This is a genomic window from Actinomadura violacea (genome assembly GCF_017573465.1).
Lineage (GTDB): Bacteria > Actinomycetota > Actinomycetes > Streptosporangiales > Streptosporangiaceae > Spirillospora > Spirillospora violacea.
Genome location: NZ_JAGEPF010000032.1, coordinates 113,419 through 129,867, shown reverse-complemented (window position 1 = coordinate 129,867; position 16,449 = coordinate 113,419). Strand labels below are relative to the sequence as shown.

General features: G+C 71.2%; 18 protein-coding genes. 3 read left to right on the top strand and 15 right to left on the bottom strand.

Annotated features, from left to right (window positions below):
• The first annotated feature begins 179 nt into the window (after nucleotides 1-179).
• Entirely contained in the window at nucleotides 180-1,616 is a 1,437-nt protein-coding gene (locus J4709_RS41830; RefSeq protein WP_208250473.1) for an MFS transporter, read from the top strand.
• A 33-nt stretch (nucleotides 1,617-1,649) separates the two neighbouring features.
• Here the strand turns inward: J4709_RS41830 and J4709_RS41825 are convergent, their stop codons facing one another.
• The 6 genes from J4709_RS41825 to J4709_RS41800 form a co-directional block, all read right to left on the bottom strand.
• Nucleotides 1,650-2,480: a methyltransferase domain-containing protein gene (locus J4709_RS41825; RefSeq protein ID WP_208250472.1), complete on the bottom strand. Its 831-nt coding sequence runs from the start codon at nucleotides 2,478-2,480 to the stop codon at nucleotides 1,650-1,652.
• 49 nt (nucleotides 2,481-2,529) lie between these two features.
• On the bottom strand, nucleotides 2,530-2,727 hold the full coding sequence (locus J4709_RS41820) for a hypothetical protein (protein ID WP_208250470.1): 198 nt from the start codon (nucleotides 2,725-2,727) through the stop codon (nucleotides 2,530-2,532).
• Between the two features lie 177 nt (nucleotides 2,728-2,904).
• Nucleotides 2,905-4,131 carry a DUF3322 and DUF2220 domain-containing protein gene (locus J4709_RS41815; protein ID WP_208250468.1) on the bottom strand — a complete coding sequence of 409 codons (1,227 nt, stop codon included), beginning with the start codon at nucleotides 4,129-4,131 and terminating at the stop codon, nucleotides 2,905-2,907.
• The gene (locus J4709_RS41810) at nucleotides 4,128-7,472 is read right to left on the bottom strand and encodes an ATP-binding protein (RefSeq protein WP_208250466.1); all 3,345 of its coding nucleotides are present in this window, start codon (nucleotides 7,470-7,472) and stop codon (nucleotides 4,128-4,130) included. The genes J4709_RS41815 and J4709_RS41810 overlap by 4 nt, the downstream gene beginning before the upstream one ends.
• Nucleotides 7,469-8,140 (bottom strand): DUF4194 domain-containing protein, encoded by a 672-nt coding sequence (locus tag J4709_RS41805; protein ID WP_208250463.1) that lies wholly within the window; start codon nucleotides 8,138-8,140, stop codon nucleotides 7,469-7,471. The genes J4709_RS41810 and J4709_RS41805 overlap by 4 nt, the downstream gene beginning before the upstream one ends.
• Nucleotides 8,133-9,659 carry a DUF3375 domain-containing protein gene (locus tag J4709_RS41800; protein WP_269757590.1) on the bottom strand — a complete coding sequence of 509 codons (1,527 nt, stop codon included), beginning with the start codon at nucleotides 9,657-9,659 and terminating at the stop codon, nucleotides 8,133-8,135. The genes J4709_RS41805 and J4709_RS41800 overlap by 8 nt, the downstream gene beginning before the upstream one ends.
• A gap of 109 nt (nucleotides 9,660-9,768) precedes the next feature.
• On the opposite strand from J4709_RS41800, the gene J4709_RS41795 reads away from it, so the two are divergent.
• Nucleotides 9,769-10,779 carry a phosphodiester glycosidase family protein gene (locus J4709_RS41795; protein ID WP_208250459.1) on the top strand — a complete coding sequence of 337 codons (1,011 nt, stop codon included), beginning with the start codon at nucleotides 9,769-9,771 and terminating at the stop codon, nucleotides 10,777-10,779.
• Nucleotides 10,780-10,798: 19 nt separating this feature from the next.
• Here J4709_RS41795 and J4709_RS41790 read toward each other — a convergent pair whose 3' ends face one another.
• From J4709_RS41790 to J4709_RS54060, 3 genes are all read right to left on the bottom strand, one after another.
• Nucleotides 10,799-11,350, bottom strand: a complete 552-nt coding sequence (locus J4709_RS41790) for an MMPL family transporter (RefSeq protein ID WP_208250451.1) — start codon at nucleotides 11,348-11,350, stop codon at nucleotides 10,799-10,801.
• 293 nt (nucleotides 11,351-11,643) lie between these two features.
• The gene (locus J4709_RS41785) at nucleotides 11,644-11,859 is read right to left on the bottom strand and encodes an MMPL family transporter (RefSeq protein ID WP_372442226.1); all 216 of its coding nucleotides are present in this window, start codon (nucleotides 11,857-11,859) and stop codon (nucleotides 11,644-11,646) included.
• 8 nt (nucleotides 11,860-11,867) lie between these two features.
• Complete coding sequence (locus J4709_RS54060; protein WP_232384874.1) at nucleotides 11,868-12,089, bottom strand: hypothetical protein; 222 nt, start codon at nucleotides 12,087-12,089, stop codon at nucleotides 11,868-11,870.
• 75 nt (nucleotides 12,090-12,164) lie between these two features.
• Between J4709_RS54060 and J4709_RS41780 the strand changes: the two genes are divergently transcribed.
• The gene (locus J4709_RS41780) at nucleotides 12,165-12,380 is read left to right on the top strand and encodes a hypothetical protein (protein ID WP_208250436.1); all 216 of its coding nucleotides are present in this window, start codon (nucleotides 12,165-12,167) and stop codon (nucleotides 12,378-12,380) included.
• A 10-nt stretch (nucleotides 12,381-12,390) separates the two neighbouring features.
• Here the strand turns inward: J4709_RS41780 and J4709_RS41775 are convergent, their stop codons facing one another.
• From J4709_RS41775 to J4709_RS41750, 6 genes are all read right to left on the bottom strand, one after another.
• Nucleotides 12,391-12,678, bottom strand: coding sequence for a hypothetical protein (locus J4709_RS41775; RefSeq protein ID WP_208250435.1), 288 nt, complete (start codon nucleotides 12,676-12,678; stop codon nucleotides 12,391-12,393).
• Nucleotides 12,679-12,911: 233 nt separating this feature from the next.
• Nucleotides 12,912-13,598 (bottom strand): alpha/beta fold hydrolase, encoded by a 687-nt coding sequence (locus J4709_RS41770; protein WP_208250434.1) that lies wholly within the window; start codon nucleotides 13,596-13,598, stop codon nucleotides 12,912-12,914.
• Between the two features lie 30 nt (nucleotides 13,599-13,628).
• Nucleotides 13,629-13,982 carry an Hsp70 family protein gene (locus tag J4709_RS41765; protein ID WP_307802018.1) on the bottom strand — a complete coding sequence of 118 codons (354 nt, stop codon included), beginning with the start codon at nucleotides 13,980-13,982 and terminating at the stop codon, nucleotides 13,629-13,631.
• A 162-nt stretch (nucleotides 13,983-14,144) separates the two neighbouring features.
• The gene (locus tag J4709_RS41760) at nucleotides 14,145-14,393 is read right to left on the bottom strand and encodes a hypothetical protein (RefSeq protein ID WP_208250432.1); all 249 of its coding nucleotides are present in this window, start codon (nucleotides 14,391-14,393) and stop codon (nucleotides 14,145-14,147) included.
• A gap of 449 nt (nucleotides 14,394-14,842) precedes the next feature.
• On the bottom strand, nucleotides 14,843-15,799 hold the full coding sequence (locus J4709_RS41755) for a nuclease-related domain-containing protein (RefSeq protein ID WP_208250431.1): 957 nt from the start codon (nucleotides 15,797-15,799) through the stop codon (nucleotides 14,843-14,845).
• A gap of 220 nt (nucleotides 15,800-16,019) precedes the next feature.
• Nucleotides 16,020-16,235, bottom strand: coding sequence for a PAS domain-containing protein (locus tag J4709_RS41750; RefSeq protein ID WP_208250430.1), 216 nt, complete (start codon nucleotides 16,233-16,235; stop codon nucleotides 16,020-16,022).
• Nucleotides 16,236-16,449 lie beyond the last annotated feature (214 nt).

Genomic DNA, 16,449 nt, shown 5'->3' with positions numbered 1-16,449 from the left:
CGCCGACCAGGTCCGTGACGGCCTGGTGCACCGCCGCCCGGACGCGGGCGCTGCGTCCGCCGGGCCGCCGGGCCGGCTCTCGTTCCTCCATGCCCTCACCTTAGCGCAGCTCCCAGTTGCGTTAACGGCGCCCGTCGTCTACATTCCTAACGCAGTAGCGAACTGCTTTAGGAGGAACGATGAAGTCTGCACCGCCGGTGGCCGTGCCGAACCGGGCGGCGTTGCTCACGGTGACGTGCCTGGGGCAGTTCATGGTGCTGCTCGACAACACGATCGTCGGTGCGGCGCTGCCCGACATGCAGGAGCGGCTGCACACCCGGTTGACCGGGCTGCAATGGATCGTCGACGCCTATGTGCTGCTGGTCGCCATGCTGTTGCTGTCCGGCGGCGTCTTCGCCGACCGGTTCGGCCGCAAGAGGATCTTCCTGGCCGGCGTCGTGGTGTTCACCGCCGCGTCCGCCCTGTGCTCCGCCGCGCCCTCGATCGGCTGGCTGATCGTCGGGCGGGTGCTGCAGGGCATCGGGGCCGCGGCGCTGAGCCCCGCCTCGCTGACCCTGCTCGCCGCCGCGTACCCGGTTCCACACGAGCGGGTCAGGGCGATCGGGCTGTGGGCCGGACTCAGCGGGATCGGCCTGGCCGCCGGGCCCTTGGCCGGCGGCGTCCTGGTGGAGGCCCTCGGCTGGCCCGCCATCTTCCTCGTCAACGTGCCCGTCGGCGCGCTCCTGCTGGTCGCCGGCCTGCGCGTGCTGGACGAGTCCCGCAACCCCAGCGCGCCGGCGATCGACGTCCCGGGGACGGTCCTGTCCGTCCTGGGCGTGGGGGCGCTCACCTACGGGCTGATCGAGGGCGGCTCCCGTGGCTGGACCTCGCCGGTGATCCTGAGCAGCTTCGCCGCCGCGGCCGTGGTCCTCGCCGCCTTCGTGGTCGTGGAAGGGCGGGTTCCGGCACCGATGCTGCCGTTGCGACTCTTCCGGCAACGGCTGTTCACGGTCTCCAACACGGCGATGATCGTGGTCGGTTTCGCGCTCATGGGCTCGTCGTTCTTCTTCTCCCAGTTCTTCGTCTACGTCCAGGGCAGCTCGATCCTGCAAGCCGGGGTGCAGACCCTGCCCGCCACGCTCGCCATGGTCATCGTCAGCCCGTTCGCTGGCCGGTTGGCCGCCCGGTACGGCTTCCGGATCATGGTCACCGTCGGCCTGACGCTCGCCGGGCTGGGACTGCTGGCCCTGGGCTTCGTGCACGCCGACACCGGCTACGCGAACGTGTGGTGGCGACTCGCCGTCGTCGGCATCGGTTTCGCCCTGACCATGTCCCCGCTGACCGGCGCCGCCATCCAGGCGGCCGGCCCGCAGGAGGGCGGCCTCGCGTCGGGCGTCAGCAGCACCACCCGGCAGATCGGCGCGGTCCTCGGCGTCGCGGTGCTCGGAGCCGTCGTCCGCACCCGGGAGTCCGGTGGCGCCTCCTTCGAGGCGGGGCTCAACAGCGCCTTCGTCGTGGCCGGCGCCGTCACCTTGGCCACGGCCGTGTTCACGGGCCTGTGGCTGATCAGGAGCACCGAGCCGTCACGGCCGGCGAGCCCGGCCCCGCGCGTTCCTGAGAACACCACGGCTCCCTGACGCGGCCAGACGAACACGTACCCGGATCCTGGCCTAACCGCTTGCCGGCGGCTCCTCGGCCGGCCGCCGTCCCCAGGCCGAGATCAGCGGCGCGAGCGTCAGGTCGAGTTCGCCCGCTTGGACGGCGGCCAGGTGCGCGTCGATCTCGGCGTCGCCGGCCAGGCCGGCCGCGACCAGCTCGCCGCGCACGTGCCGGATGGTCGCCGCCTCCAGCCGGTCGCAGGGCAGCCCGCCGACCGGGAAAGAGCCCGCCGCGGCGACGTCTGCCAAGCCGGCCTCACGCAACGCCCGCGGCAGTGTCCGGCCGTAGCGCAGGTCCGCGCCGCGGCGTGTCAGCAGCTGCCGGAACGCGTCGCGCAGCCGGTTGGCCCGCCGCTGCGCGGGGCCGCTGTCGTCCAGGCACGCCAGTGGTTGCAGAGCGGTATCGGCGTCCTCGACCAGCAGCCAGCCGCCCGGCCGCAGCGCTGCCGCCATCGTGGCCAGCGCCCGAGCCCGGTCGGGTACATGGACCAGGACGAGCCGGGCGTGCACCAGATCGAACGTCCCCGGCTCCGGGGGCGGATCGGCGGCGACGTCGTGCCGGCGCACCTCGTACCCGTCGCCTGCCTCCAGCCACGACGGGTCGATGTCCGTGGCCAGCACGTGCCCGGTCGGACCGACGGCCGCCGCGAGCGCCTCCGGGATACTGCGGCCACCGGCCCCCACCTCCCAGCAGCGCGAACCGGCCCCGACCCCCAGCCGATCGAAGTGCCCCCGCGTCACGCCGTCGAACAGTTCGGCCAGCCAAACGAATCGCTCGCCCGCCTCGGCGCGCGCGTTGTCCAGGAGGTACCCGACGTGCGGCGGGCGGGGCGAGGAGGTCATCCCTACATGATCGCCTCCCCGGACCGTGAGCGCCACGACCCGGGGGGCTTCACTTGCTCGGCTCGGGGACCTTGCAATTCGCGGTGGGGTTGAGACCGATGTAGTTGAGCGGACCGGAGACCATGGTGAGCCCGATCGTCGCGAACTTGGCGCAGCTGCCGTCGATCTGGGTGAAGTAGTGGCGCTGTCCCGCAGCGAGCGCTCCGATGATCAGCCAGGTGACGAGCACCCACCGTCCGGACCGCATCGTTACCTCCGGTGACCGCATCGCCGACCCTGGGGTACGACAGTAACGACAAGATCGTCCATAGTTAAGCAAGCAGGGCCAGGTGTGTCATCTCACCGACGTCCGGACACCGGATCCGCCCGGCCTGAACCGGCCCAGAAGTGGACATTCTCCCGCTCGATACCGTCAGCCGCTTCGTCACGGATGGGATCTCGTGCGGACGTCCAGCAACCGGGTCGCGGCACGGGCCAGGGGAATCGCTTCCTGTTCGATCCGGCGGAACGGGGTGGGGCCTGCGGTCGCGACGGTGTCGTAGGCGGTGGCCTCGGCTTCGGTGAGATGCGGCAGGATCGCCGAAGACGGCTTGATGGGGCGACCGGCCTTGTCGTGGTTCACCCCGTGCCGGGCGTACTGGTGCAGGTCGGCGGCGTCCATCAGCATCGAGGTGACCGGTTTCGGTGGCGTGCCGTCCGGCGCGGGCTCAGCCAGCGCGGCGCGGAACCGGTCGAGGATCGCGTATCCGTCCGCGTCGATGTCTCCCCAGTAGACGATGTGGTCCGCGGCGCGGATCCAGGGGACGTCCGCAAGGAGGGCCGCAGCGGCCTTGCCGCCACCCTCGACCACGATGGTGTCCGGCACAGGCGGGAACCAGAGTCTGGAGTCGCGGTTCTCGACGACGAGGACGATCCGCGGCCGGTAGGCGATGTCGTGCGTGTCGCCCGTGGTCCACGCGTCATGCCTGCGGCTGCCCGACGCGGCGTGTCCGGGATCGACGTAGGTCAGATGCAGCACGGCCGGCCGGGACCGGACCTCGTCGCGGACGTCGCGTCCGGCGACGTCGCGCAGCAATGCGCCATGGGTGTCGAGCCACTTGGTGTGCATGCCGGGGACCGGGAGCTGGCGGGCGGTCCACGCGCCCGCGTCGGGGTTGTCACGCAGCCAGGTCACCGCGTTGAGCAGTACGTCGACGTCATCGGCTCCGAGCAGGCAGACGGCGCGGACGGTGGCCGGGGTGAGGACCGCGCCGGTGGACCGCAGCGACGACGCGAGCGCGCGGGCGCGGGCGACGTCCACGATCGGCGGCCCGGTTCCGGAGGCCAGTGCGACGGCGGCGTCCAGGTCCGCGACGAGCGTGGTGGGGTACTCGTCCGTCACGCCTTGGACGGACACCGGCTTGCGGACGATCAGCACGCCCGCGGTGTGCCGGCCGGCGAACTCACGCCAGCGCATGTGCCACTCGTGCCAGGCGGCGTGCCCGATCCGCGACACCGCGCTACCGGTCGCAACGCCGGGACGGAGCGGGACGGAGAACGTGACCGGTTCTCCGGCGCCGAGGTCGGCGCACACGGCCGCCGCCCACTTCTGGTGGACCTTGCGGCGCAGCGACTCGACCGCGTCGGCCGGGGTGATCAGTCGGGGGGTCATGCGTCGGGAACCGCCACGATGGGTTTCGCCCATGACCGCCCCTCGGTGTTCTTGAGGGTCACGTATTCGGCGTCCACGTGGGGTTCGATCGCGCTGTGCTTGTCGTTGGGGGCGCTGATGACCAGCTGGAAGCCGAGCCCGCGCCAGGCGCCGATGGCCCGGCCGGTGAAGTGCGCGTCCGCCTTGATCAGCGCCTCGTCGAGGAAGACGGGGGCGTAGCGGGGGCGTTCGGCGCCCGCGTCGCCCAGCTGGTAGCGCAGCGCGGCGCCGACGATGAACGCGACCAGCTCCTGGGACTCGCCGCCGGACTTCTCTCCGATGTGGTCGTAGACCGCGACGTGCTCGCCGGCGAGGTCGCATTTCTCCGCGCTGATCCGGACGTGGTTGCGCACGTCGACCAGGTCGGCGAAATCGGGCGCGGTGCGGCGGATGCGGTCGATCACCTTGGCCATGCGGTGGTAGGCGCGCTCCCGGTCGGCGTCGGTCGCCGCCTTGTCGATGGCGGCGCGCACGTCGCGCAGCTCCTTGCGGAACCGGGCGCGCACCGCGGAGTGGCTTTCCTGCGGGTCGATGCGCAGCCGGTGGCCGTCGTCGGCGAACGGCAGTTCGGCGAGGATCCGGTTGACCGGGTCGATCCGGTCGCGGATCTCCCGGACCGCGGCGGCGAGCTCGCTGTCCAGGCTGGTCAGGTCGTTGCCGGAGAGTTTGAGCAGGCTGTCGCGCCACTCCGTCTCCAGTTCGTGCAGGCCGCTGGTCTCCAGATCGGTGAGCAGCCGGTCGAAGTCGCGGTACGAGGCGTCCGGTTCGGTGCCGAGGTTCGGGTTCGGCCAGCGTTCGACGAACGTCGAGAACGTGTCCCGCAGCGCCTTGCGGGACCGGCCGATCTCCTCCTCCGCCGACGTGCGGTCGGCGCGCATCCGTTCGAAGCCGCGACGGTGCGCGGCGTCGAACTCCTTCAGTGCGGCCGCCGGGCCGGTGCCGTCGGGGGCGTCGTCGAACAGTCCCGTGAGGTAGCCCCGGTGCTCCGCGCTCACCTCGGTGCCGGTCGCCGCGGCGGTGTCGAGCGCCCGCTGGGCGCCGTCCACCTCGTCGACGATCGATTCCCATTCCTTCTCGAGCCCGTCCAGCTCCCGCTTCTGCCCGCCGACGCGCTCGGTCAGGTCCTTCGCCTCCTGCCTGAGGTCCTCCGCCTCCTGCTGCAGCCGGTCGATCTCCGGGTTGCCCTCGCGGACCTCGGTGATGACCTGCTGCCAGCGATCCCGTTCGGCGGTGACGGACCCGACGTCCACCTGCTCCCAGGACAGTTCGGTCACGGCCTGGTAGGCGGCGCGCCGCTCCTCGAACGAGTTGAGGGTCTGCTGCGCCTCCGCCTCCCGCGCGACGGCGTCGTCGCGGCGCTCCCGGGCGTGCCCGATCCGGACGTCGAGGTCGGCGAGCAGCCTGGTGTTGCTGAACCCCAGCAGGTTGGGCCGGCCGTGGCCGCCGTGCGCGCCCCGGCCGGCCTGCGACGTCTGGCCGCTGATCGTGAGCGCCTTCGAGTGCTGCATCAGCAGCTTGGGCGTCTCGACGCAGACGAAGTCGAAGCCGCGGACGAGTTCGCTCTTGAGCCAGGCGGTGAACGGCGACGGCCGGTAGTCGAGCCGGCCGGGGAGCGTCCTGTCGTTCAGCCCGACGTCGTCGCGCATGCCGGTGCGGACGCCTTCGAACTGGATGCGGCGGGGGTTCTTCACCGCGTTGATCGCCTCGCGGAACGCGTTCAGCCGGCCGATGTCGATCAGCATCCGGGTGGCGAACCCGCCGAGCGCCAGGTTGAACGCCTCCCGCCACGGTTCGAACTCCGTGCGCACCTCGATCAGCTCGCCGACGAACGGCAGGTCGTCGGAGGTGAGCCCGGCGGCGTCGGCCAGCCGATCGCGGGCGGCGTGCAGGTCGGTGGGGATATTGCCGCGGCGGGCCTCGACCGCCGCGCGCTCGTCGCGCAGACCGGCCAGTTCGCGTCCGGCGGCCGCGGCCTCCCCCGCCGCCTTCGCGAACTCGTTCTGGGCGGTCTTCCTGGCCTCGGAGTCGGCCAGCGCCCGGCGCGCCGCCTCGACCAGCGCGGCGAAGTCCTCGCCGGTCGACACGGCGGTGCCGATGGCGCCCAGGGCCCGGCCCAGCCGCTCCCGTCCGCGTTCGGCGTCGGCCAGCCGCCGCTCCACATTGCGGACCTCCCGGAGCGCGGTCTCCAGCCGGTCGCCGCCGGACGCGCGCAGGGTGTCCAGCAGCGCCTCCCGCCGGGACTCCGCCACGCCGATCAGCGCGGACGTCTCCCCCACCTCCTGCTCGGCCCGGCGGCGCCGCCGGGTCAGGTCCTCCTCTGCCGCGCGCAGCAGGTCGAGCCGGCGTTCGTGCCGCCACAGCGCCGCGGGCGACGCCGGGTCGGTGAACGATCCGACGTCGTCGATCACCCGCAACCGGGCCACCGCGTCGTCGATGGCCTTCCGGTGGTCGCGGATCGGGGCCAGCGCCCGCACCTGCCGGCGGGCGGTGATCATCCGCTCCCGGGTGCCGGACAGCTCGTCGAACTGCTGCACCACCTCGTCCGCCGTGGCCAGGGTGGACGGCTCCTCCAGGACCATCGTCTTGTACAGCGCGTCGACCGTGGTGATCTGCTGGCCGGCCTGGATCCGGCCGAGCAGCCCGACCGCCTTGTGCCCGTCCCCGGCGGCGCCGATGCCGAGCGCGGTGTGCAGCCGGGCGGTGAAGTCCCGGTCGGTGCCGAAGCACGTCAGGCCCGTCGCGGCGACCGCGTCGCGGGCGAACCTCCTGCCCGCCGGGCCGTCCAGCTCGCGCAGGTCGTAGGCGTCGTCGCGGACGGCGCGGACCGCGACGACATCGTCGAGAGTGCGCGCGGACGACGGCACGTACCAGGCCCGGAGCGCGGTGAACACCGCACCGCTCGGGTCCGCCCAGGTCATCGCGATCGCCGACCAGGTGTCGCGGCCGTCCCCGCGCAGCACGCGCATCCTGGTCTCACCGTCCGCCCGCGACTCGTCGAGCTTCCCGCGCGCGTAGGAGAGGATGTTGCGCTGGTCCTTGCCGCGCGGCCGGCCGACCACCCCGCCGTTGGACGCCCCGTTGAACGGCGTGGTGTGCGGCATCAGCAACGCGATGTAGGAGTCCATCAGCGTCGACTTGCCCGACCCGGAACCGCCGCTGAACAGGGTCGCGCCCGGGGCGAACCGGATGCGGTGATACCCGTCGTAGCCGCCCCAGTTGACCAGCTGCAGGTCCCTCGCCACCCACTGCTGCCCGCGCGACGCCGCCGGGATCAGCCCGAACAACGTATCGATCATGCTCATGGCGCGGCCTCGTTCTGCTCCCGGAGCCACTGGCTCAGTTCGGTCAGCTTCCCGGTGCTCAGCACGACCTCGACCAGCGGCGTGATGCGGTACCGGCCCGCGGACTCCTCCACGAGCAGCCCGTCCTTGGCCAGCCGCTCCACCGCGTTGCGGATCTCGCGCTGGCCGCGGGCGAGGTTGTGGTCGTCGGGGTCGAAGTAGGTGAGCACGGTCTGCTCCAGCTCTTCGATGTCGACCCGCGCGGACGTCTCGCCGGTCCCGCGCTCCCGCTGGAAGACGGTCCGCAGGTGGACCAGCACCAGGGTCTCGGCCCGGCTGTAGGGGTCGTCCTTCAGAAGGATCGGGACGTCCGACTCCTCCGAACGCACCTGCTGCTTGTAGGCGATGCCCCGGTCGTGGTCGACCACGAGCCGGACGAACAGGTCGTGCAGCCGCGACTCGATGAGCTGCTGGTTCTCCAGCAGCGTGCGCCACTGCGCCGGGCTCTTGTCGGCCAGGACGAACCTGCGCTGCAGCAGCCGCACCAGCACCCTCCGCACGTCCACGTCCAGCGTGCCGGTGTCGCCGGCGAACAGTTCGGACGGATCGTCCTCCATCGCCACCGGGTCGATGAAGCCGGCCTCCGCGCCGCTCGGCCAGCCGTCGTCCGCGCCGTCCGGTTCACTCATCGTCGTTTCCGGGCCTCTCATCGGCGGCACCGTCCGCGGGACGGGGCGTCGCCGGGTTCGCTGCGAGCACTCCGCCGAACGCTAGCCGCCGACGGGTCAGGTCCGGCCTGACCGCATCGACCACCGCGACCTCGGCCGTGTCGGTCATTCCGAAACCATGGGCGATCTCCAGCAGGCCGAGCAGATCCACCGGCCGCCGTATCTGCTGCGCCGCCGCGCGGAACGCGGCCGCGACGTCGACGCCGTCCGCATCTCCGGCGAACGCCGCCAGATGCGCGTGCAGTTCGGCGTACTGGGGACCGCCCCACGCCCGGGTGTCCGCGTCCGGCACGTCCTCCGCCTCGTCCCATTCCCGCAGCGGCGTGGGCGGCGTGGGCGGACGCAGATCGCTCAGGGTCTGCCGCAGCTGCTTCACGTCGGCCACCGGCAGGCGGCGCAGCGGCGCGACGACCGTGCCGCGGCGCGACCTCGGCACCCAGGTGTGGAACCCCGACATCACCTCCCGCAGCAGCTCGTCCACCTGGCGGTCGCGCATCGGGTCGTGGTCGCGCACCTGGGTGGTGATGACGTGCGACGCCTGCCGCTGCGCGGCCAGCACCTCCTTGACGCCCTGCTCGATCCGGCGTGCGATCTCGGCGAGCTCCCTGCGCTGCGGCTCCGGCATCAGGTCGGTGAACCCGTGCCGCAGCACGGTGCGCAGCAGGTTCCACAGGTCGTCGATCTGCGCCGGGTCGCCGATCAGGCGCAACGCCCCGGCGAACGCGCGGCCCTCCGGTGTCGTGTCCATGATCTGCCGGCCGCGCTCCAGGTACTCGCGCAGGACCTCCCCGGTCGGCCGCACATCCTGCCGCAGGTCGGCGACGACGTCCCGCTGCATGGCCTTGATCGACTCGGCGACGCGGGCGAAGTCGGCGGGCAGCTCCCGGGCCAGATGCAGCACGTTCTCGGCCGCCTCGAGCAGCTGATCGTCGGCGACGGCGTCGATGGCGCCGCCCCGTTCGAGCCGGTCGAGCTCCCGCCGGCGCTGATCGATCTCCGTCTGGAGGCGCGCCATCCGGGCCATCACGTCCGGGTCCGCGTCCTGCGCGAGCCGCTCGACCGCCTCCAGCAGCGTCCGGACCCGGGACTCCGACACCCTGGTCCGCGCCCCGCCGACCCGGCCGGCCACCTCCAGCGCGCCGACCCCGTGTGCGGACAGCCGGTACACCTCGACGTCGTCGGTGACCTGCCGCACCAGCCAGCCCGCGTGCACCCACTGCCTGCACAGGTCACGGGCATTCCCCGCGGGCAAGGGCTGGTCGCCGTCGTCGCCGTAGCCCGCGGCCCGCAACCGGTCGAGGGCGTCGGCGATCTCCGTGTGCGCATCCGGCACCGCCACCGTCGGCCGCTCCGGTGTGAACATCATCGCCAGGACCGTCACCACGAACGGCGCATAGGTCCGGTGGAGCAGATCGAGCATCGGGTTCTGGAACGCCCGAAGCGCACCCTGATATGCGCCTTCCACACCTCGTGTTCCCATCGCCGACAAGAATACGACCTGCGAGTCAACGCCACGCATCCGAGAACCGAACCCGGGGCGGACAATGCGCGGTCCGAACCGGCTCTGAAAGTCATGCGTCATAACTCGCATGATCCGGACCAGAGTCCTGCGACAGTGGCGGTGGCGATGGATTGTCGCACTGGCCTCGGCTCCCGTCCTGGTGGCGTCGGTGGTGGTGGGGATCGCCTACGGGAAGGGCGGCTGGTACGCGGTCAACGTCATGTTGCGGCGCGGCGCCAATGTCTGGGGTGACGTCTCCCCGGACGACCATCGGCTGTCCCGGGGGATCCGGTTGTCGTTGGCCGGGCAGCGCACGCCTGATGCGCCCGAGCCGGTGCGCTGGCATCAGGTCGCCACCGGGCTGGAGGTCGCCGAGTTGCCCGTCCGGGTGGGCGGGCAATCCGTGGACGCCCTGCTGCTCAGCCGGATCGACACGGCCCGCTACCGGTTCCGCGTGCTCAATCGTCCGGCGGGCGACCGGGACGTCGGTGACTGGATGAAGGCCACCGGGGCGTCGCTGGTCGTCAACGGCAGCTACTACGGCCGTCACGGGACACCGGACACCCCGGTGGTCAGCGACGGCCACCGGCTCGGTCCTGCTTCCTACCAGGCCACGCACGGGGCGTTCGTGGTCGGCGGGCCCGGTGGCCAGGGCGGTGCCCGGCTGGTCGACCTGGCCGGTCTCGACTGGCGGCAGGCCATCGGCGGCACGAGCCAGGCGATGGTGTCCTACCCGATGCTGCTCGGAGCCGACGGGCACGGCCGGGCCGGCGGCACAGACGAGCGATGGCTGGCCAACCGCAGTTTCCTCGGGCAGGACGGCGCCGGGCGGATCATCGTCGGCACCACTCGCGATGCCTACTTCTCCCTGCCCTCGCTCGCCGCGTTCCTGCCCCGTACCGGGCTCGACCTGCGCCTGGCCCTGAACCTGGACGGCGGGCCGGTCGCCTGCCAGAAGGTGTCGGCCGGCGGGTACCGGCGCGACTTCTGCGGGCGTTACGAACTGGCCGTGCACGGCGGCCGCCTTCAGTTGCTTTGGCCTCTGGTCGACTTCCGGCGTTCGGCCCTGCCGATGGCGCTGGTGGCCGTCCCACGCTGAACCGCCTGGGATGCGGCAGTCATCGGTGGTGCTCAGCTCGGCCCGTCCCAGCGGCACGGGCGGGCCACCACGTTCGTTCGGCGAGGAGGGTCACCAGGGCGGGGACTTGCAGGGAGCGGACGAGGAGGGTGTCGACGAGGACGCCGATGGCGACGGCGATACCGACTTCGGCGACGGTGACGTCCGGGATCTGGGCCAGGGCGGCGAAGGTGCCGGCCAGGACGAGTCCGGCGGCGGTGATGACACCGAAGCCCAGGACGTGGGTGAAGACCAGGGCGGCGATGCCGAGGGAGGCGGCGAACGGCAGCACCACCGCGGCCGGCAGCATCACCGGCGCGACGATGGAGCGCAGGAGCAGACCGAGGATGAGGGTGATGGCCAGCGAGACCAGCGGCACGATGCGCCAGGTGTCGGCCAGCGCGGCCTGCCGGTAGTCCAGCCGCAGGGCGGGCGACCCGCCGACCAGGATTCCGGGCGGACGTCGTCGAGACGGTGGCGCAGGTCGTCGATGGTGTCGGCGGCTTGGCCGTACGGGGCACGGCCAGGTCGACGGTGATGGTCGGCCGGTCACCGAGTGGCTCGCCGGGCTCGGCCCAGGCCACGTTGGGCGCGGTGCTCGCGGCCTGCCGGGCGGCGGTGCGCATCGCCTGGTCGATGCCGGTGGGCAGGACCACGGTCAGCGGCGCCGACGTCCCCTGCGGGAAGTGCTGCGCGAGGATCTGCTGTCCGGTGACCGAGTCGCTGTGCGAGGGCACCTTGTCGAGGGGGTCGGCGCTGGTGTGCAGGCTGGTCAGGCCGAGGGTGGCGGCCACCAGTCCTGTGGTGACGATGGTCGCGGCCAGGCGAGGACGGCGGGTGACCACGTCAGCGACGGTGCCCCAGAGACGATGTTCGGTGGCACCGCGTGCGTTGCCCGGGGCGGGGATGCGCGGCCACAGCAGCCAGCAGCCAGCGGCCCGCGCACGCGAGCATCCCGGGCAGCGCGGGCAGCATGGCGGCCAGGGCGATGAGCACGCCGGTGGCGGCGACGGGACCGAGGCCGCGAAGTCCGGCCAGGTCGGCGGCCAACAGGCAGAGCATGCCCGCGGTCACGGTGCCGGCGCCGGCGACGATCGCGAGGGTGGTGCGGCGGCGCGCGACACCATCCCCGCCATGCCCGCGACCGCCAGCAGCGCCCAGACCGGCAGGGCCAGCACGTACAGGCCGGACGCCGCGCAGTACAGCACGGACCCGACCACCATGACCGCGTACCGCCCGCGGTTGTCGACCAGGTTCCCCGACAGCGGCGGGCCGCGCCCGCCGCCGGGCATGCCGGAGAGGATAACTGATTAGTTTCGTTAACAAAATACTCGGCCGCGCACCGGCACTGCGGAGGCCGGGACCTGGTGCCGGACTTCTCGGACGAACTGGTGAACCGGCTCGCCGACACCGAGGAACCGGCCGCCGCGCTGGTCGCCTACGGCGAGCGCAGCGAACGGATCTTCGATAAGAAGGCGCTGAACTACCTGGGCGAACGCGGCTACATGGTCAAGGCCACCGCCACCGCGGTCCTCCAGCGCGGCGTCGTGAACAAGCCCGGCGAGCACCCCAGCAAGCGGTGACGTACGCCCGTCACGGCTTGCAGCGTTGGCCGAACGAATTCAGCGCGACGGTTCTGGAGTACATGATGCTCGCGTGCGGGTTCCCTCTCCTGTCCTTCCAATGCACGTCGGTGACACCGATGAACTTGACGCAGCTGGCGCTCAGTCCAGGGAAGGCCGCATGCCGTTCGACACGTCGATGATCGGTCTTTCCGGATTTCACGGTGTGCGACTTGACCGGCTTCGTACTGCCGGCGGACGGGGCGAGCGTCGACCATTCTCCCGCCCAGAAGAAGAGGATCTTCGTGTGAGCGGTCACGTGCCACTCCGGCCCCCGGCAGGTGTAGGAGCCATTCGGTGAGGCCTCGCTTTCCGAGGCGAGTACCCACGCTAGAAGCCCGCAGTACAAAACGAGTACATGACCACTTCGGGCGCCACTCTGGTGGAGGCCGATGATTTGGTGAGCCTTTTCAGCGTGATTTGCTCTTGCGGAGTTGCAGGATGTGAATGGCCCTGGGCGATGCGGCCAGCGCGTCGAGCGTTCCGGCGGGTTCAGGCCGTGGTCGTAGGGCGAGCATTGGGCGATGGGAGGACCTGCACCAGGTAGTCGGCCAGTTCACCGGGCCGAGACAGCATCACCATGTGGCTCCCGGGCATTTCATCGGGAGTGATGCCGAGCCGTTCCTTCACATGGCGGCGCACGAACTCAGGGGTGAAGAAGCGGTCGTCGCGGCAGAGCAGGTATCTCGTCGGAAGGGCCGGCCATGCGGACAGCGGCCAGGGCTCTCGCCCGGCACGGTCCAAGCTGATCCCTTCCGCGAGCGCGCCGTCGTGGGCCTGTATCCGCTGGGCGAGTTCGCGGGGGACGTCGTGGAAGTAGAGCTCGTCGTCGCCGCTGTGTCCGGACGAGGGGCGGCCACTGTTCGCCCACCAGTCGTTCGGAGTCTCACCTGGACGCGGGATCATCGCGGTCACCAGGACGAGCGCGGCGGCGTCTGCGCGCGCGCAGACGAGCGGGCCGACGAAGCCACCCCAGGAGTGGGCCACCACCACGACGGGCCGGCGGTCACCGATCGCCCGGGTGACGGCGTCGGCGTAGTCCCAGAGGCCCGCCTGGGGTTCGGACATCGGCAGGTCGACCGCGACCGAGTCGTGCCCGCGGCTGCGAAGTTCTGCTTCGAGCAGGTGCCAGTCGAGAGCGCTCCCGCCGGCACCGTGGATGAGAGCAAAGATCGCCATGACGGTGATGACCGCCGGAAGCGCGGAAACTCATCGAGGGCGTCCAGGTTGGACACGTCGCGCCTGTACTACGGTCCGCAGCTTGCGACCGAGCCGGGCGAGCTTCTCGGCGCTGGTGCGGACGCTCTCGGTGTCGGTGTGCTCTAGGTTTCGTTTGACCTCGGCGACCGTCTCCTCGGCCTCCTCCTTGCGCCGGCGGCTTTGCTCGGCGTACCACCGAGCCTCGCGCGCCATCTGCTCGATGTCGTCCTCGGGCAAGGCCGACCCGACGGTGACTGCCGCCGACCGTTCCACGCCGGTGCCCAGGTCTCTCGCCAAAACGCCGATGTTGCCGTTGGCGTCGACGTCGAGCGTCACCTCGATCTGCGGGACGCCGCGCGGCACCAGGGCAGTCCGGTGAGCCGCAGGGTGGCCGGCCGAAGATGTAGCCGGTCCGTCCGTTAGAGGGAAGTGCGGCCCCACCTGAGGAAGGTGAGGCCGCGAATGTGGGTCACGGACGAGTTGTCAGCATCGTCCGCAACGGACTTGCCGAGTCCGCATCAGGACTTACTTGATGCAGGATCCGTCACTGGGGTGCCCATCGCACAGCGAGCAGTACTGCGTGCTGCAGACAGGGCAGGTGTTCTGGGCGTGGCCGGGCACGGCGCACATCGCCAGAGCGAGCGCCGGCAGGGCGACCACGACAGCGACGAACATGATCTCGCTGACGCGGTCGCGAACCTTCCCCGGGAGGGAGGTGCTGCTGGCGCGGTTCGTCTCGGACTTGTCGGTGCCGCTGTTTTCGTGGAGGGTCATACGAAGAGCTCCTTGTCCCCTGTTTGCGTTGCGCCCCCACCGATTGAGGGCGCCAGTCACCTACCGTGCGGACCACGATCCCTCCTGCCACATACGCTCGGCGGCGGCGTCGCCGTCCTCACCCTGTCCGCGCCGTCATCTCTGCCGGACGGCCGGAACAATCCCCGGTACGCCCTGGCCGATCGGCGTCCGGAACCGCTTGCTACGGCAGGCAGCGACGCGCACCGCGGCGCGGCCAGTGCATGGCCCGTACGACAGATAGCTCGGCAGATCAGACGACACGAACCGTGGCACGTCACAGCCTGGTGCGGCCCAGTGTCCATCTGCGGCTGCCGCTGACGGTGCTGGTCACCTCCGCGGCCCTGTCCAACCGGACCGTCGCCCGCGACATGGCCCGCCCGGCTCCGCCTGCTCGACCCCCAACTCACCCTGCTCTGGGCCGATTCCGCCTACTCCGCGGAGCTGGTCGACTGAGCCGACCCTTCGCTACATCCACCTGTGGACGCCGAAGTCGGCCCCGCCAACCTGGCGGCCACCCGCGACCCGCTGGCGTTACGGATGGTCAGGCGCAGGGGTGGGGTGCGCTCCGCAGAGTCGGTCGCGGGGTCAGTCGCGGCGTCCAGGGCGTCTGCGTGCGTGGAATTGGTGGTCGCGCCGGACCAGCTTGACGATCTTGTCCTGGGTATGCTGATCCAGGTCCAAGGCTGCCCGGTAGATCTGTTCCAGTGCAGGTGCTGGGTTCCGATGCTGATGGTGTCGACGCCGAGCCTGCGGCAGGTGCCGAGTTCCGCCCGATCATGCATCACGACGACCGCGGTGCGTACCTGGACGGGTGTTCTGCGCGAGCGCAAGAACTTCTCCAGCTCTGCGGCGATCTCGGAGACCTGCCGTCCCCAGCTGCGGCCTCGGCGGTCGGCCAGCACCCCGGTATCGACGAGGTTTCCGTAGCGGTCGAACTTCTCGAACCGCCAGTCGTCGCCGGTAACGTGGACCCGCACGCCCCGCCCCTTGACCTCGATCGCCCAGATCCCGAACCGGCCGACCAGCAGGTGGTCGACCTCGCCGCGCCGGTTGGCGTAGCCGCGGAACAGCGTCCAGTCCCCGAGCAAGAAGCACTGCAGGTCGTGCGTCAGGCTCTCTTCGGCGGCGACGCCGGCCTGCTGCTGTGCGCGTTTGTGCAGCGCGGCGGGGTCGACGGCCGGGGCGGTCTGCTGCATCGCCTGCAGTTCGCGGGCGTGCCGGAGCCGTTTGCCGAGTTGCCACCACCGGCGTGAGGCTCGCTGGTGCCGGCGCAGGGTGTCCACTGCTCGGGCGTGCTCGGCGATCTGGTTCCGCGTGCGGGCGATTGCGGCATCAGTGGCTCGGAGTTGAGTCGCGGGATGGTCCGACAGCACCTCGATCCGCATCGCCACACGATACCGCCACGAATGCGCCGTTTCCGGGCCTACGTGAACCCGGAGCCACATGGGAGCATCGGAAACGGACTCCCGACGAACGTGATGGCCACTGTGCCCGACCCGCCTGCACCCCGGCCAGGTATGTCCCGCTCAGCTGTGCCTCGCCCCGCTGCCGCCCCGCCCATTGGCTCAGGCGGCGGCCGCCAGTGCAGCCCGGGAACGCTGACCGTCACCACGCAGCGCCGTGGTTCCTGGCATGTGCTGGTACTGGCGTTGGAGCCGGAGGCATCGCCGGGCAGCGCTGGAAGATGTTCCGGCCGACCAGCTCGTCCCGGGGCCGCCGCGCGAGCCGCTCGTAAGCCCGGTTCACCGACATGAACACCAGGTCAGGCGAGATCAGCGCGCACGCCACCGGCAGCTCGTCGAACACAGCCGAAAGGTCCACCTCCACCACCCTGCGGAGATACCCCACTCGGGCCAACCAGCGCATATGCGGCGATAAGCCGCCCGCAAAACATCGCTGGCCGCACAAAACAGGGATGAGTCGCAAGGGGGGCGCTGACGTCGGTGCGACTGGTTCACCGGCAGCCGACGCGCAGTCCAGGGCCGGCTCCAGCCGCTACGCGGCCACCAGAGAGTGCGGCAAGAGCCCTGCCGGC

What these genes read in the sequence shown, in the direction of transcription:
- J4709_RS41825 (WP_208250472.1), bottom strand. Translation starts at nt 2,480, where the DNA reads ATGACCTCCTCGCCCCGCCCGCCGCACGTCGGGTACCTCCTGGACAAC.
- J4709_RS41830 (WP_208250473.1), top strand. Translation starts at nt 180, where the DNA reads ATGAAGTCTGCACCGCCGGTGGCCGTGCCGAACCGGGCGGCGTTGCTC.
- J4709_RS41800 (WP_269757590.1), bottom strand. Translation starts at nt 9,659, where the DNA reads ATGGGAACACGAGGTGTGGAAGGCGCATATCAGGGTGCGCTTCGGGCG.
- J4709_RS41795 (WP_208250459.1), top strand. Translation starts at nt 9,769, where the DNA reads ATGATCCGGACCAGAGTCCTGCGACAGTGGCGGTGGCGATGGATTGTC.
- J4709_RS41770 (WP_208250434.1), bottom strand. Translation starts at nt 13,598, where the DNA reads ATGGCGATCTTTGCTCTCATCCACGGTGCCGGCGGGAGCGCTCTCGAC.
- J4709_RS41805 (WP_208250463.1), bottom strand. Translation starts at nt 8,140, where the DNA reads ATGAGTGAACCGGACGGCGCGGACGACGGCTGGCCGAGCGGCGCGGAG.
- J4709_RS41815 (WP_208250468.1), bottom strand. Translation starts at nt 4,131, where the DNA reads ATGACCCCCCGACTGATCACCCCGGCCGACGCGGTCGAGTCGCTGCGC.
- J4709_RS41760 (WP_208250432.1), bottom strand. Translation starts at nt 14,393, where the DNA reads ATGACCCTCCACGAAAACAGCGGCACCGACAAGTCCGAGACGAACCGC.
- J4709_RS41785 (WP_372442226.1), bottom strand. Translation starts at nt 11,859, where the DNA reads ATGCTCTGCCTGTTGGCCGCCGACCTGGCCGGACTTCGCGGCCTCGGT.
- J4709_RS54060 (WP_232384874.1), bottom strand. Translation starts at nt 12,089, where the DNA reads ATGCCCGGCGGCGGGCGCGGCCCGCCGCTGTCGGGGAACCTGGTCGAC.
- J4709_RS41755 (WP_208250431.1), bottom strand. Translation starts at nt 15,799, where the DNA reads ATGCGGATCGAGGTGCTGTCGGACCATCCCGCGACTCAACTCCGAGCC.
- J4709_RS41820 (WP_208250470.1), bottom strand. Translation starts at nt 2,727, where the DNA reads ATGCGGTCCGGACGGTGGGTGCTCGTCACCTGGCTGATCATCGGAGCG.
- J4709_RS41810 (WP_208250466.1), bottom strand. Translation starts at nt 7,472, where the DNA reads ATGAGCATGATCGATACGTTGTTCGGGCTGATCCCGGCGGCGTCGCGC.